The 14,348-nt window shown below is 40.0% G+C and carries 16 protein-coding genes; 7 read left to right on the top strand and 9 right to left on the bottom strand.

From position 1 onward, the window contains the following. Positions 1 to 35: 35 nt before the first annotated feature. Positions 36 to 614: a type 1 glutamine amidotransferase domain-containing protein gene (locus I6E85_RS04610; RefSeq protein ID WP_007582489.1), complete on the top strand. Its 579-nt coding sequence runs from the start codon at positions 36 to 38 to the stop codon at positions 612 to 614. A gap of 106 nt (positions 615 to 720) precedes the next feature. Here I6E85_RS04610 and trpA read toward each other — a convergent pair whose 3' ends face one another. The 6 genes from trpA to I6E85_RS04580 are packed head-to-tail and all read right to left on the bottom strand — an operon-like array spanning position 721 to position 7,309. Then, positions 721 to 1,542, bottom strand: coding sequence for a tryptophan synthase subunit alpha (gene trpA / locus I6E85_RS04605; protein ID WP_024590411.1), 822 nt, complete (start codon positions 1,540 to 1,542; stop codon positions 721 to 723). Then, complete coding sequence (gene trpB, locus I6E85_RS04600; RefSeq protein WP_024590412.1) at positions 1,539 to 2,723, bottom strand: tryptophan synthase subunit beta; 1,185 nt, start codon at positions 2,721 to 2,723, stop codon at positions 1,539 to 1,541. The genes trpA and trpB overlap by 4 nt, the downstream gene beginning before the upstream one ends. Positions 2,724 to 2,730: 7 nt before the next feature. After that, positions 2,731 to 4,095: a bifunctional indole-3-glycerol-phosphate synthase TrpC/phosphoribosylanthranilate isomerase TrpF gene (gene trpCF / locus I6E85_RS04595; protein ID WP_024590413.1), complete on the bottom strand. Its 1,365-nt coding sequence runs from the start codon at positions 4,093 to 4,095 to the stop codon at positions 2,731 to 2,733. Continuing rightward, complete coding sequence (gene trpD / locus I6E85_RS04590) at positions 4,088 to 5,125, bottom strand: anthranilate phosphoribosyltransferase (RefSeq protein WP_024590414.1); 1,038 nt, start codon at positions 5,123 to 5,125, stop codon at positions 4,088 to 4,090. The genes trpCF and trpD overlap by 8 nt, the downstream gene beginning before the upstream one ends. Before the next feature lie 11 nt (positions 5,126 to 5,136). Then, positions 5,137 to 5,739 carry an aminodeoxychorismate/anthranilate synthase component II gene (locus I6E85_RS04585; protein ID WP_024590415.1) on the bottom strand — a complete coding sequence of 201 codons (603 nt, stop codon included), beginning with the start codon at positions 5,737 to 5,739 and terminating at the stop codon, positions 5,137 to 5,139. Position 5,740: 1 nt separating this feature from the next. Then, positions 5,741 to 7,309, bottom strand: coding sequence for an anthranilate synthase component 1 (locus I6E85_RS04580; RefSeq protein ID WP_024590416.1), 1,569 nt, complete (start codon positions 7,307 to 7,309; stop codon positions 5,741 to 5,743). 464 nt (positions 7,310 to 7,773) lie between these two features. On the opposite strand from I6E85_RS04580, the gene I6E85_RS04575 reads away from it, so the two are divergent. The 5 genes from I6E85_RS04575 to I6E85_RS04555 all read left to right on the top strand — a co-directional run bounded on the left by I6E85_RS04575 (position 7,774) and on the right by I6E85_RS04555 (position 11,368). After that, positions 7,774 to 8,628 carry a PHP domain-containing protein gene (locus tag I6E85_RS04575; protein ID WP_024590417.1) on the top strand — a complete coding sequence of 285 codons (855 nt, stop codon included), beginning with the start codon at positions 7,774 to 7,776 and terminating at the stop codon, positions 8,626 to 8,628. Then, positions 8,625 to 9,245: an L-threonylcarbamoyladenylate synthase gene (locus I6E85_RS04570; RefSeq protein ID WP_024590418.1), complete on the top strand. Its 621-nt coding sequence runs from the start codon at positions 8,625 to 8,627 to the stop codon at positions 9,243 to 9,245. Before I6E85_RS04575 ends, I6E85_RS04570 begins: the two co-directional genes overlap by 4 nt. Before the next feature lie 6 nt (positions 9,246 to 9,251). Next, positions 9,252 to 10,088, top strand: a complete 837-nt coding sequence (locus tag I6E85_RS04565; RefSeq protein ID WP_101163607.1) for a ScpA family protein — start codon at positions 9,252 to 9,254, stop codon at positions 10,086 to 10,088. 145 nt (positions 10,089 to 10,233) lie between these two features. Continuing rightward, positions 10,234 to 10,785, top strand: coding sequence for a cytochrome b (locus tag I6E85_RS04560; RefSeq protein WP_101163608.1), 552 nt, complete (start codon positions 10,234 to 10,236; stop codon positions 10,783 to 10,785). A gap of 1 nt (position 10,786) precedes the next feature. Next, positions 10,787 to 11,368 carry a YceI family protein gene (locus I6E85_RS04555; RefSeq protein ID WP_007582505.1) on the top strand — a complete coding sequence of 194 codons (582 nt, stop codon included), beginning with the start codon at positions 10,787 to 10,789 and terminating at the stop codon, positions 11,366 to 11,368. 84 nt (positions 11,369 to 11,452) lie between these two features. Here I6E85_RS04555 and I6E85_RS04550 read toward each other — a convergent pair whose 3' ends face one another. Both I6E85_RS04550 and I6E85_RS04545 read right to left on the bottom strand, forming a co-directional pair. Then, positions 11,453 to 12,295: a transporter substrate-binding domain-containing protein gene (locus tag I6E85_RS04550; protein WP_101163609.1), complete on the bottom strand. Its 843-nt coding sequence runs from the start codon at positions 12,293 to 12,295 to the stop codon at positions 11,453 to 11,455. A gap of 139 nt (positions 12,296 to 12,434) precedes the next feature. Then, the gene (locus tag I6E85_RS04545) at positions 12,435 to 12,602 is read right to left on the bottom strand and encodes a hypothetical protein (RefSeq protein WP_002961566.1); all 168 of its coding nucleotides are present in this window, start codon (positions 12,600 to 12,602) and stop codon (positions 12,435 to 12,437) included. Positions 12,603 to 12,972: 370 nt separating this feature from the next. Here I6E85_RS04545 and I6E85_RS04540 point away from each other — a divergent pair, with 370 nt between their 5' ends. Next, positions 12,973 to 13,524 carry a hypothetical protein gene (locus I6E85_RS04540; RefSeq protein WP_101163610.1) on the top strand — a complete coding sequence of 184 codons (552 nt, stop codon included), beginning with the start codon at positions 12,973 to 12,975 and terminating at the stop codon, positions 13,522 to 13,524. On the opposite strand, the gene I6E85_RS04535 is transcribed toward I6E85_RS04540, so the two are convergent. Further along, positions 13,521 to 14,324 (bottom strand): hypothetical protein, encoded by an 804-nt coding sequence (locus tag I6E85_RS04535; protein ID WP_101163625.1) that lies wholly within the window; start codon positions 14,322 to 14,324, stop codon positions 13,521 to 13,523. The two genes, I6E85_RS04540 and I6E85_RS04535, sit on opposite strands and share 4 nt — an antisense overlap. Positions 14,325 to 14,348: the final 24 nt, after the last annotated feature.

Genomic DNA, 14,348 nt, shown 5'->3' with positions numbered 1-14,348 from the left:
TTTCGAATATATTTTTCAAGAAAAAGGAGATCTCAATGAGTACATTACAAACAAGCACACGTTTACAAGGCAAAAAAATTGCAATTTTAGCCACTGATGGGTTTGAGCAAAGTGAGCTTTTATCTCCACGCAGCGCATTACTTGATGCCGGTGCAAACATCGAAATAGTATCAATTAAAGAAGGCCAAATTACGGGCTGGGATGAAGATAAGTGGGGCGATAAAGTAACAGTAGATAAACTAGTTACAAACGCAGACCCCGCCGATTACGACGCGCTTATGCTCCCTGGTGGTTTATTTAACCCAGACAGTTTACGCCAAGATAAAGATGCTAAAGCCTTTATTGATGGCTTTTTTGGCGCAGAAAAAAACAAACCCGTTGCTGCAATTTGCCATGCTCCGTGGTTGTTAGCTGAAATTAATAAATTGCGCGACCGTACCATTACCTCTTTTCCAAGTATTAAAAGCGATTTAATTAACGCAGGTGCCAATTGGGTTGACCAAGAAGTATGTGTAGATAAAGGCCTAGTAACAAGCCGTAGCCCAGCCGATTTAGAAGCATTTAATGCTAAATTTATTGAAGAGATTTTAGAGGGTAAACACCAAGCTCACTAATTTTTTTAAAACGTTTGGATATTGCTATAGCGTTTGATTTTTAAAAAACAAAAAAGGGCATTTTAAATGCCCTTTTTTAATGCGTATAAAACACGCCTTAGTTAGCTTAAAGCGATGTCGCTGCTTTCATATCAGCTACAAATGCTTTTAGCTGAGCGGTCATTGTTGGTAAATCATTAAGGTTAGCTTCAATAATTTTAACCACGGCAGAACCTGAAATAGCACCGGCTGCTCCTGCATTAAGAGCCGCTTTTACATCATCTGGCGTTGAAATGCCAAACCCTAAAAGAGCAGGCGCTGCATGGTATTCTTTTAATTTAGTAACAATGTTACCCGCTGGCATTTGTGCCTTAGTATCGGTACCGGTAACACCTGCGCGCGATAGTAAATATGTGTAACCACGACCGTAAGAGGCGCACTGGCGAAGTGTGTCGTCATCCGCATTTGGTGTTGCAATAAAAATTGGGTCTACGCCGTTATCCATTGCTGACTTTCTAAACATTTTAGATTCATGCAGAGGCACATCAGCCACTAAAATTGAGTCTACGCCTACCGCTTTTGCATCTTTATAAAATGCTTCTATACCGCGTTTAAACACAAGGTTTGAATACAATAATAAGCCAATTGGAATATCAGCATTATACTCACGTATTTCTTTAATAATATCAAAGCAATCTTGTGTGTTAATGTGCACATCGAGCGCGCGAATATTAGCTTTTTGAATTACTGGACCATCTGCAATTGGATCTGAAAACGGAATACCAAGCTCAAGCGCATCAGCGCCGCCGTCAATTAGACTTTTAATAATCGCAATACTTTGCTCTTTACCTGGGTCGCCAATCGTTACAAATGGTACAAATGCACCTTGTTTTTGCTCGTTAAGCGCTGCAAACATTTTGCCGTAACGATCCGTTTTTACTTGGCTCATAGCTGACCTCTTTCAGTTAGTACATTGTGAACGTGTGCTAAATCTTTATCGCCACGACCACTTAAATTAATCACTATAACACTCTCCTCGGTTAGCTCCTCTGCGTACTTAAGCGCATAAGCTAACGCATGGCTTGATTCAAGTGCCGGAATAATCCCTTCATTTTTAGCAAGCGATTGAAACGCATCAAGCGCTTCTGTATCGGTAATACCAACGTATTGAGCGCGACCAGTTTCGTGTAAAAATGCATGCTGAGGACCAACAGCTGGGTAATCAAGACCCGCTGATACAGAGTAAGACTCTTCAATTTGGCCATCATCATTTTGCATAATGTACGTATAAGTACCGTGTAATATACCTTTTGTGCCTTTACAAATTGTTGCACCGTGCTCATTTGTATCAAGCCCTTTACCAGCAGGCTCAACACCAATTAATTTAACGCCTGGCTCGTCAATAAAGTCGGTAAACATACCAATCGCGTTTGAACCACCACCAACACAGGCAATAACAGCGTCAGGTAAACGACCTTCTGCTTTAAGTACTTGTTGTTTGGCTTCTTCACCAATAATTTTTTGATACTCGCGTACAATTGTTGGGAATGGGTGAGGACCCGCAGCTGTACCTAGTAGGTAATGTGCGTCTTGGTAGTTTGCTGACCAGTCACGCAGCGCTTCATTTACTGCATCTTTTAATGTGCCAGAACCCGCTGTTACTGGAATAACCTCTGCGCCCATTAACTTCATTCTAAATACGTTAGGTTGCTGACGATCAACGTCTTTTGCACCCATATAAATACGACATTTTAAACCCAGTAAGGCACACGCTAGCGCTGTTGCAACGCCGTGTTGACCGGCACCTGTTTCAGCAATAACTTGTTTTTTACCCATACGCTTAGTAAGTAACGCCTGACCAAGTACTTGGTTCGTTTTATGTGCGCCGCCGTGTAGTAAGTCTTCACGCTTTAGATACAGTTTTACTTTTGGGTTTTTAACTAAATTGCGCGTTAAAGTAAGTGGGGTAGGACGACCCGCATACTCGTTTAATAATTTACTTAGCTCTGCCTGAAACTCAGGATCTTTTTGTGCTTTGTTAAATTCGTTTTCTAACTGCTTAAGCGCAGGGACAAGTAACTCAGGTACAAACATACCGCCAAACTCGCCAAAATAAGCTGGATTTTGCATTTTAACCTCAATAATTTCTGATGCTTGTGAAAGCATTATGTAATTTGTTAGGGCACTTTTTACCCGCAGATTCTTCAACGCCTGAGTTTAAATCAAGGCCTAAGGCACCTTTAAAAAGCGCATCTTTAATATTGTCTGGATTTAAGCCTCCAGCGAGCATAAATGGTGTAGTTGCGCCGCTAAGCACCGACCAATCAAATGCTTTACCTGTACCGCCAGCTTGTGTATCGCTGTGCGTATCGTAAAGGTGTCGATCAACCCCATTTACAGGCGTTGGCAATGCATCTTTTATTGCTTGGGCTTTCCAAATTTCGCAATTAGTTGGTAACTGTGTACGCAACTCAGCAATGTAATCGTCACTTTCTTGGCCATGTAATTGAACTGCCGCTAATTTTAGCACACTTGCGTATTGAGTAACTTGCTCAATGGGGGCATCTACAAATACACCAACAAAGTTAAGTGGTGCGCTTTGGCTCAGCTCTCTTGCACAATCTAAATCGACATAGCGAGGCGATTTAGGATGAAAAATTAAACCACCATAAACAGCACCGTTTTGATATGCCGCTTGTGCATCTTGGCTACGTGTTAAACCACATACTTTATTGTCACCTAAAATAACACGGCGACATGCTTGCTCTAAATCACGCTCGCCCATAAGTGAGCTGCCAATTAAAAAGCCATCGCATAATGGAGCTAAACGTTTTACGTCTTGATGGGTGTAAATACCCGATTCCGAAATAACCACTTTATCAGCCGGAATAAGCTTTCGTAGTTTTTCAGTAGTGGCTAAATCGGTGCTTAAATCGCGTAAATCGCGGTTATTAATACCAATAATTTGTGCATCAAGCGCAAGTGCGCGGTGTACTTCTTCTTCATTACTTACTTCTGTTAGCACCGACATATTAAGTGAATCGGCAACAGCATGCAGTGCTTTATAGCTTTCGTCATCGAGTACCGAAAGCATCAGTAATATAGCATCACCGCCATAAATACGTGCCATGTACACTTGGTACTCGTCTATAAAAAAGTCTTTACAGATAAGCGGTTGTTCTACTTGGCTGCGCACAAATTCGAGGTAGTCAAAGCTGCCTTGAAAATATTTAGCATCAGTTAACACACTCATGCAGGTAGCATATTTTTTATAAACTGAGGTAATTTCAGTTAAATCAAATGGGTTTCTAATTAACCCTTTTGAAGGCGATGCTTTTTTACACTCTAAAATAAACTGAGTGCCAGGTGCTGCAAGTGCTTTATAAAAGCTACGGCTTGTAGGCACTGCAAGATGCCTAAAGCTTTCAAGCGGGCGCGCAGCTTTTCTCTCAATTAGTTCTAATTTTTTATCAGCAACAATTTTGTCTAATACATTAGCCATTACTTACCTCAATAATTGCACTTAGTGTGTTCATGGCTTGCCCTGAACTTAATAATGTTTGTACTTGTTTTGCCCCTTCTTTTAACGTTTCTGCTTTACCTGTTAGGTATAAAAGAGCAGCTACGTTAACCACAATAGCAGCATTATGTGCATCTGTGCCTTTGCCTTGCAAGATGGCGAGGCTAGCATTTGCGTTGTATTGTGGGCCTTCACCAGCGAGTTGTTCAAGTGAATAGTTTGCAAGGTCGAAGTCGCTTGGGTTTAGTGTGTACTGCGTAATCTCGCCATTATTTAGCTCAACTACCGTTGTTGGGCCGTGTAGGGCTATTTCGTCAGTGCCCGAGCCATGAACAATCATAGCGCGCTTTGTGCCAAGGGTTTTAAGTGTTTGTGCCATTGGCATACACAACGCTTCGTTATACACACCTAACAATTGCACTTCAGGTGCTGCTGGGTTAGCAAGCGGGCCTAAAATATTAAAAATAGTGCGTGTTTTAAGCGATGTTCGTACGCCCATCGCATGGCGTACGCCACTGTGATAGTGCGGTGCAAACAAAAAGGTAAAATTGGTTTGCTCAAGGCATTTTGCTGCTTGCTCTGGGCTCATATCTATATTAATGCCCAGGGCTTTGAGTAAATCGGCTGAGCCTGAATTACTCGATACACTGCGATTACCATGTTTTACCATGTTAATACCAGCAGCAGCGGCAACTATGGCTGCTGTTGTGCTTATATTAATTGTGTTTGAGCCATCGCCGCCGGTGCCACAGCTATCGGCAAGTTGCGTACTGCTGGTAGTAAAAGCAACGGCGTTTTCGCGCATTGAGGCTGCAGCGCCTGCAATTTCGTCGCTTACTTCGCCTTTAATTTTAAGGCTTATAAGTAGGGCGGTTAGCTCAATTTCACTCATATTACCTTGCATTATTTCATCAAAAAGCGCTTTGGTGTCTGCGTAGCTTAATGATTGCCCAGTAATTAGTTGCTCAATAGCGTGTTGAACATTTATGGGTTGTTCTGGTTGTGTACTCATAATGTCCTCTTTTATTTAGCGCGTGTTAAGTAAGCGACACTTTGCTGAAGTAGCATTGCGCCGTTTGGCGTTAGTATTGATTCTGGATGAAACTGATAACCTAATGCGTTGTCATCATGATGATAAATAGCCATAGGGATATCTTCGTACTGGGCAATAACCTCAATATTATCAGGCACTTTTGTTGCCATTAATGAATGGTAACGTGCCACAGGCATTGTATTGCCCATACCATCAAATACAGGGTGCTCGCCTAAATTAATAATTGAAGACTTACCATGTACGGTTTCACCCGCGTGACCGATTACTCCACCGTAACTTTGTGTTAATGCTTGTTGGCCTAAACAAATGCCTAGCATTGGGAAGTGGCCTTTAGAGAGCTCAATAAGCTCCATTAAACAGCCTGCATCGCTTGGTGTTCCAGGGCCAGGCGAAAGTACTAATAGCACTTGGCCTTGCTCTTGGCGCATTTTGTTAAAAATAACCTCAGCGCTAATGTTGTTTCTGTAAACAACCAGTTCGCAGCCAAGCATCATAAGCTCATCAACAAGGTTATATGTAAATGAGTCAAAGTTATCTAAAAAATAGATTTTGATAGGATTCGCTTTACTCATTTTATACCGCCTTATACGTAGATTTTATGGCGGTGATAACCGCTTGTGCTTTAGCGCGAGTTTCGTTTGCTTCTGAAATAGGATCTGAGTCAAACACGACACCGGCACCTGCTTGCACATACGCTTTATTATTTTTAACAAAAGCTGAGCGAATAACAATACAGCTATCCATTGCGCCATCACCGGTTAAGTAACCTACTGCGCCGCCATAGCTGCCACGGCGTTTACCTTCAGTTTGACGAACAAGCTCAGCAGCACGAACCTTTGGTGCACCAACAAGCGTGCCCATGTTCATACAAGCTTGGTACGCATGCAGTGCATCAAGCTCGGGTTTTAGTGTGCCAACAACGCGTGACACTAAATGCATTACTTGTGAATAGCGGTCTACTTTTAATAGCTCTTTGGCAAAACGAGTACCTGCAACACTAATGCGGGCTACGTCGTTACGGGCTAAATCGACAAGCATTAAATGCTCGGCGCGCTCTTTTTGATCGTTTCTAAGTTCGAGCTCAATGCGGCTGTCTAGGTCTGGGTTTATTTGCCCATTAGCAAATTTGCCACGTGGGCGAGTGCCAGCAATTGGGTATACTTCAACTTGCTGAGATTGCACTGTGTATTTAAGTGCTGATTCAGGCGATGCGCCAAATAAAGCAAAGTCTTCATCGCGCATATAAAACATATACGGGCTTGGGTTTTGCTTTTTAAGCTGGCTATAAGCGTGCAGAGGATCAGGACAAGGTAGTGAAAATGTACGCGATGGCACTACCTGAAAAATATCACCATCTACAATATTCTTTTTAAGCTTAACCACTTGCTCGCAGTAAGTGTCATCGTCTATATCAACGCTTACCTCACATTCGCCACTTTGCATATCCGCACTAAATTCTGAGGCGTTATCGCACAGTGTATTTAATCGCTCTAGCTCTTTGCCTACTTCAAAGCAATTTGCATGTACGTCTGGGCCGTTAAATACATTACCAATGAGTTCGGTTGTTTGTTTTTGATGATCAATAACAACTAAGGTTTCGGCTAAATAAAATACGTAATCTGGGCAGGTATTTTCGCCATCAGGTACATCACTTAACTGCTCAAAGTTTGCTACCATATCGTAGGCAAATACACCGCCTAAAAATAACGAAAATGGATTGTTAGTTGTGCTTTTTATACTGTTAATACAAGTGCGCAGAGCGCTAAATGCATTATCTGCAATTAGTTTACTCGCTTCGTCAGTATCGCCGCTAGTGTCTAAATAACACAGGGTAAGTGTTGCGCCGTCTAAAGTAGCGTCACAGCTTTTAACATTTGCCTGCAAGTAGCTTAGAAGCTGTTGCCCATTATTAGATTGAGCAGTAATAGTGACTGTTTTACCTTGGCATACAATGCGCAGTGCACAGTCGACTAAAATTAAACTTTTTACACTGTCTTTAGAATCAATCTCAGCCGATTCAAGCAGTAGTGAGTTAGGCTTATCAAGTGCCGCGTATAATGCAAGTGGACTACTTATATAGTCGCGTACTTGCGTAATGCTTGTTACTTCGCCTGGTGTGGTAGTTATATGACTAAAAATCAAACCTCATTCCCTCAAAAAATTAAACCCCGCAATGCTTTAGCAATGCGGGGTTTGAATAACGATATCTAAATTACAAACAGATCATTACCGTCCCGCTATATCAGGCGCCACCACCAACGATGTGTAAGAGTAAGACCGTTATTCATGTTTTTCTGCCTCAAAATTTGTTAAATATTTTTAACGTATACGTTTCGTAAAATTTAGTTATAAAAAAACCCGCATAGTTGCGGGTTTTGAATTTTTGTTAGACACGACAATTCATCACCCGATAATTACGAGTGCCACCACCAAATAGTGTTTAAGTTTGAATTGATCATTATTGTTAATTCTTAATGTGTCTGAAAGTGGCTACAGTAAAACGTATCTTATGCTTTTGTGTCAAGTGTTTATTTAAAACAATTTAGTCAAAAAAGTTGTTATACTTACATAAACACCAGTAACCCTTAATTTTAAGCAGTTTTCTTTTGATAAAATATGATTTACATAGCCATACCACACATTCAGACGGGCGTTTAACGGTTGAAGAATTATTGCATCGCGCTGTTGATAAAAATATTGATGTGTTTGCTATTACCGATCATGACACTGTGGCGGCTATTAAGCCTGCGCAGCAATTTATTAAAACCGAAAATTTACCGCTTTCATTAATAACGGGTACCGAAGTGTCTACTAAATGGGAAAGCTTCGAAATTCATATTGTAGGTTTAAATATTGATATTAATAATATTGACCTTACCTCTTTATTATCAGCTCAGCAGCAAAAGCGAGAAGAGCGTGCACTAGAGATTGGTGTTCGCCTTGCAAAAAATGGCTTTGATGGCATTTACGAGCAAGCTAAAGAGCTGGCAAAAGACGCGCAAATAACGCGTGCACATTTTGCACGCGCCCTTATTGAGCGCGGTGTTGCTAAAAATTTCCCGGGTGTTTTTAAAAAGTACTTAGGGCGTGGCAAAACAGGCTACGTACCAAGTTGCTGGTGCACTATGCAAACCGCTATTGAGGCCATACATGCCGCTGGTGGTGTTGCTGTACTAGCGCATCCAAGTAGCTATCAAATGTCAAACAAGTGGCTACGCAAATTATTAGTAGAATTTAAAAGTGTAGGAGGGGACGCAATGGAAGTTGCACAACCTCAACAGGCGCCAAGCGAACGTCAATTTTTAGGTGAACTCAGCCGTGAGTACGAACTACTTTGCTCGCAAGGGTCTGATTTTCATTTTCCGACAAGCTATTTAGAGCTTGGCAAAAATTTATACCTACCAAAAGACTGCCAAGGTGTTTGGCAAGCTTGGGAAGGAGAAGAAGGGGCATTAACATGAGTCAATTATTTCATATTCATCCTGATAACCCGCAACCGAGACTGATTAGTCAAGCCGTTGATATTATTAAACAAGGCGGCGTTGTTGTTTACCCAACAGATTCGGGCTACGCCATCGGTTGTAACATTGGTAATAAGCAAGCCAAAGAGCGCATAGAGCGTATTCGTGGTATTGAAAAAAACGATAATTTTACGCTAGTTTGCCGTGATTTATCGGAGCTATCTACTTACGCACGTGTAGATAATCAGCTATTTAGGTTAATAAAAAATAATACGCCAGGGCCATATACCTTTATTTTTAAAGGCACAAAAGAAGTCCCTAAACGTTTATTAAACGACAAGAAAAAAACCATTGGCATGCGTGTAATTGAGCACCCAATAGCCTGTGCGTTACTTGCCGAGCTTGGTGAGCCGTTAATGTCGTGTTCTTTAATTTTACCAGGTGAGCAGTTTACAGAATCAGATCCTGATGAAATATTAGAGCGATTAGATAAACACGTTGATTTAATTATTCACGGTGGCCACTTAGCCGAGCAAGCAACCACGGTAATCGATTTGTCGGAAGATGAAGTCAAGATTTTGCGTGTTGGCTGTGGTGATACAAGCCCGTTTGAGTAATAGCGAGTGAGCGAAAGCACTGCGAATACAAAAAATAGTGAAAAGCCAGTGCAGCAAAAGCTGCCACTGGCTTTTTTGCATGGTAAAGCGGTTGTAGACAAACCAGAAGATTTATACATTCCACCTGACGCGCTCGAAATAATATTAGAAACCTTTGAAGGCCCGCTCGATTTACTGCTCTATTTAATTAAAAAGCATAAGCTTGATGTACTCGAGCTTTCTATTTTTAGTATTACAGAGCAGTACGTAAGTTATGTAGAAATGATGACCGAGTTTCAACTCGAACTTGCTGGCGAATATTTAGTAATGGCTGCGTTACTTGCGCAAATTAAGTCGCGCTTATTATTACCTGTACACGAAGAGCTTGAAGAGGAAGAAGATCCTCGCGCTGAGCTTATTAAACGCCTGCAAGAGTATGAGCTGTTTAAACAAGCCGCCGAAAACCTCGACGATATTCCCCGTGTTGGTCGTGATATTTTTATAGCGCATGCCGCTATGCCAATAAGTGAAGATACAAGTCAAAATCTCCCCGATATTGAACTTAAAGACTTAATGCTGGCGTTGAGTGATGTAATGGCGCGAGCAAAAACGTTTGAGCATCATCAAATTACTGCCGAAGTACTCTCAACCCGAGAGAGAATGAGCCAAATATTACAGCAACTATCGCAAGCAAACTCGGCATTGGTATTTAATGCGCTTTTTACCCCAAATGAAGGGCGAAGTGGTGTAGTGGTTAGTTTTATAGCTATGCTTGAGCTCATTAAAGAAGGGCTTGTTACCTGTTTGCAAGTGAGCCCTGAGAGCTTAATTTATGTCAGCTTAAGCGAACAATCCACCCTATAAACTTATCTGTTTAATCCTCAACTTCTAAAACTAACTTTAATTATCAAAGTTCTGTGCGTATACGCACGTAAAGTGTTTGTAAATGTTATTTTCATTTATGGCTGTGCACTATATTGTAACGTCATAGCATTATAGGAAGTTACACATGTTTAAAAATACACCTTCATCTTACGGACTTGTCGCTATTATTTTACATTGGCTCATGGCGGTGACTATTTTTGGCCTGTTTGGTTTAGGTTTATATATGGTTGAGCTTACTTATTACGATAGCTGGTATAAAGGTTCACTCGATTTACATAAGAGTATTGGTATTACGCTTGTGGCCGTATTTTTATTTAGAATTTTATGGCGTGCTTTATCTACACAACCTAAACCATTAGGTGAGAGTAAAGGCATGAACCAATTAGCGCATACGGCGCATATTGCTATGTATATTATTTTGGCTGTTATTGTTGTTGCTGGGTATTTAATATCAACCGCAGACGGGCGTCCAATAGAAGTATTTACTTTATTTAATGTATCAGCGCTTGATTTTGCCTTTGATGACCAAGCCGATATTGCAGGAAAAGTACATTATTACGGCGCGTGCACATTAATCGGGTTTGCAGTATTGCATGCACTAGGGGCGTTAAAACATCACTTTATCGATAAAGATAAAACCTTAATTAGAATGATCAAACCATTAAAGGATGATTAAAATGAAAAAATTATTAGTAAGCACAGCCGTTTCGGCTGCAATGATGTTATCGGCAACAGCCGCCAATGCAGCTGATTATGTAATTGATACAAAAGGCGGGCATGCATCTGTTAACTTTAAAATTAAACACTTAGGTTACAGCTGGTTATATGGTCGTTTTAATACTTTTGACGGCACATTTAGTTACGATGCTAAAAACCCTGATGCGTCAAAAATTATGGTAAACATTGATACCACAAGTCTTGACTCTAACCATGCAGAGCGCGATAAGCATTTACATGGTAAAGATTTTTTAAATGTAGATAAATACCCAAAAGCGACATTTAAAAGCACGAGTATTAAATTTGATGAAGACGGCGAAGAGGCTGATGTAACCGGTGAGTTTACGCTGCACGGCGTAACAAACACTATTACCTTTGAAATAGATAAAGTGGGCGAAGGTAAAGATCCGTGGGGCGGCTACCGCGTAGGTTTTGAGGGCGAAACCAGCCTTAAACTTACCGATTACGGTATTGATTACAACTTAGGACCTGCATCTACTCATGTTGATATTATTTTATCAATAGAAGGCGTTCGTCAGTAATACCATTATTAAATATAAAAACGCCACTTACTGTGGCGTTTTTTTTGCTTAACAGAAACTCAAATTAAGCGACTTCGAATTTGCTTATTTTGCGCTATTAATACGTGACTGTAATAGCGGCCTTAAATGCTCGGGCAACCAGCGCATGAGTAAATCATTATAAGCCTGCGTTTTTTTAATAACTTTAAGCTGCTCATTAAGAATAGCAATGTCTTCTGCGCCTTGCTTGTTTTTAGTACAGCCAATAAAACCATAACTTAACGCAGGTGATTCGGTTAATGGACGCTGCGTTAAGTTCTCTTCAAAGTGCATTGATTTAGCTAAATAGTAATGCTCGCTTGGGTAACCCAGCAAAATATCAATTCGTTTTAGGTTAAGCATATATGTGAGGCTCGCTAGGCTATCGCGAGTGGGTCTAATTACTAAATCTATATTAGGCGTACTGTTTATCAATGTATCTATCTCTTGGCCATAAGAGCGGCTCATAGAGATCCCAAGAGTTAGTTTTTTATCTTGTATTAAATCTAATAGTGATACTTCTTTTGATTCCGCTATATTTAGCGCTTTGGCGAGTCTTTTGTGCATTGCTATTGAAGGCGAGAGGCCCGTTGTTGAGCTCTCCTCTGTAAAATAAATATGCTCTTTTCTGTAATCATTTTTATAAAGCGATAACGCACAAACATTATTTGAAGTATTAGATAGCTCTTGGATTACTTTACCTGAAGGGATAAGCATGCGGTTAAAGGTAATATTAGGAAGTTGTTTTTCAAGTAATGAAATTATGCTTTCGTCACGGCCTTGGTGTTGATATTGACCATTTAAAATATAATAGGGTGCAAAGTCGTGCGCTAGCCAGTTTATGGTTCTAGCATTGCCTATTGAGGTCAGACAGAAAAAAAGTAAGAAAGTTAAAAATATACGGAGCATTACAACAGCTGCCAGTAATTATTATTGTAAAACTATTGTAACCAATAAAGAGCTAAAAAGTAAAATGCCAGCAACGAGGCTGGCATAATATCTTATCAATAATTGCAATAATAAAAGGGCAATTAAAGTTATGTGTTGCTTAGTTAGCTTTTAGCCACTTAACAAACTGGCGTGCATCACTCGCTTTTTGAAACAATGCATTTTTTAAACCTTGTGTATCACTAAAGATTACACGATGTTTGTTTACTGAAATTGATTGCACTGGATGTGCGATTTGGATCATAGACCCATTATATTTATAAGACATAATAAAACTCACTTTATTCTTGTTATTTATTCTGCGCTATATTTTTATAGCAAATTGCAGTTAATAAATTAACGATGTTGTGTTTAGCTTCATTACAGTGTTGACGATCTTTATGACACTTTTGCGATGATAGTAAAAAATCATCTCGGTATTATTCAAGGGGTTCTCGCCGTACAATAACTTAGCTTTCAAATATACGTTTTGCGGGGCTTACTGGATCAGGGTAAATGGTTAACCGCGGCGGTTTCTTTAAACCAGAGAGGGAAGGTAACTTATATATAAATTGTGTGCAAGCTATTTTTGTAAAAATATTTATAATAAATCTTATCAACTGCTTACAAAGCCCATTTTTAGTTACCAAAGGATAAGTATGAATTACCTAATAGTGAGTGATATTTATGGTTTAACCCCTGCTTTAAGGAAGTTATCACAGGCAATTAGTTCAAATTTAGTGATTATTGACCCTTACAATAACAAGTTTCAAGCTATTGAAAGTGAACAAGATAGTTACAATAATTTCATACAGCACTGTGGCCATGATAAATACACCGACAAACTTCAAAAATGCTTTGAGAGTTTAAAATTGCCAACGACGTGTATTGCTTTTAGTGCAGGGGCAAGTGCAGCATGGCGGGCACAGTTATTAACAGGCAATACACACCTTAAAAAGTTAATTGGCTTTTACCCGTCGCAAATTAGACATAATTTAAATTTAAGCGCAAAAGTACCCTGTGAGTTCATATTTCCAGCAAGTGAGAGTCACTTTAATGTTGATGAAGTTATTAAAGCTTTAAGCACCAAAGTGGATGTTAAGTGCTATAAAACCAATTTTTTGCATGGTTTTATGAACGAGTACTCAACCAATTTTGATGCGCAAGGGCTGGTTGAATATAGTAACTATATAAAGCAGAGCAGCCGTTAAAGCGTGTTTAGCTGCTCTTTACTAATATCAGGAAAATCGGTGCGGGTATTATATTTTGCATACAGCGTTGTAAAAACGCTACTACCGGATAGCTTATCTAACTCTTTTATAAAGGTTTTCGCACTAGAACGAGCGGGTCTACAGCATACTTGATATTGTTTTATTATACCCGCGACAGATAAACCTTGTTTTTGTAGCTCCAAATCGGCCTGTGCAAAAAAAGCTGCGCCCGTCCAATAAACACGTTGCTGGGCTCGTTGTTTCCACATATCGGCAGAGAGCTTATTAAGTGGCTGTGTTTTAGTTTTAGTTTGCAGGCGGGCACGATCAAATCCTGCATTTAAACGTTGTACAAATTGCGGCTGGGTAATTATACCGCTGTTACGCATTATTACGTTTTGCATATAACTGGCAAAACCCTCGCTAAGCCAAAAACCGGAGTAGGGAAGTAGTGGCAAATATAAATGCGAAAGTTCATGGTATAGCGTCCAATCTTTAGTGAATGCATTTAAACTGGCATAGCGATCTATATGTAGTTCAAGCCCATCGGGGTTATTGCGCTTAACTGTAGCCCAAGGTACAGGCTCAAAAGCAAAGTATTGCGGTTTTAAATAAATAGGCAATGTGGTTTGTTTTAAAGGTCCCAGTGTATTTTGTGTTTTTTCAACACTTTGATTAACCCATGTAGACACCGTATTTTGAGCATTACTTGAGAGCGAGCTAAGGTTATGTATGACTACTTCAACGGCTAATACGTTAAAAGAGCTGATTGATAGTAGCAGTACAAAAAAGAATTTCATTAAAATGCTCCACTGTAATTTAAT

This window comes from Pseudoalteromonas sp. NZS71 (assembly GCF_015864715.1).
Lineage (GTDB): Bacteria > Pseudomonadota > Gammaproteobacteria > Enterobacterales > Alteromonadaceae > Pseudoalteromonas > Pseudoalteromonas arctica.
The sequence above is the reverse complement of the archived record's forward strand: the minus strand, read 5'-3'. Positions and strand labels throughout refer to the sequence as shown.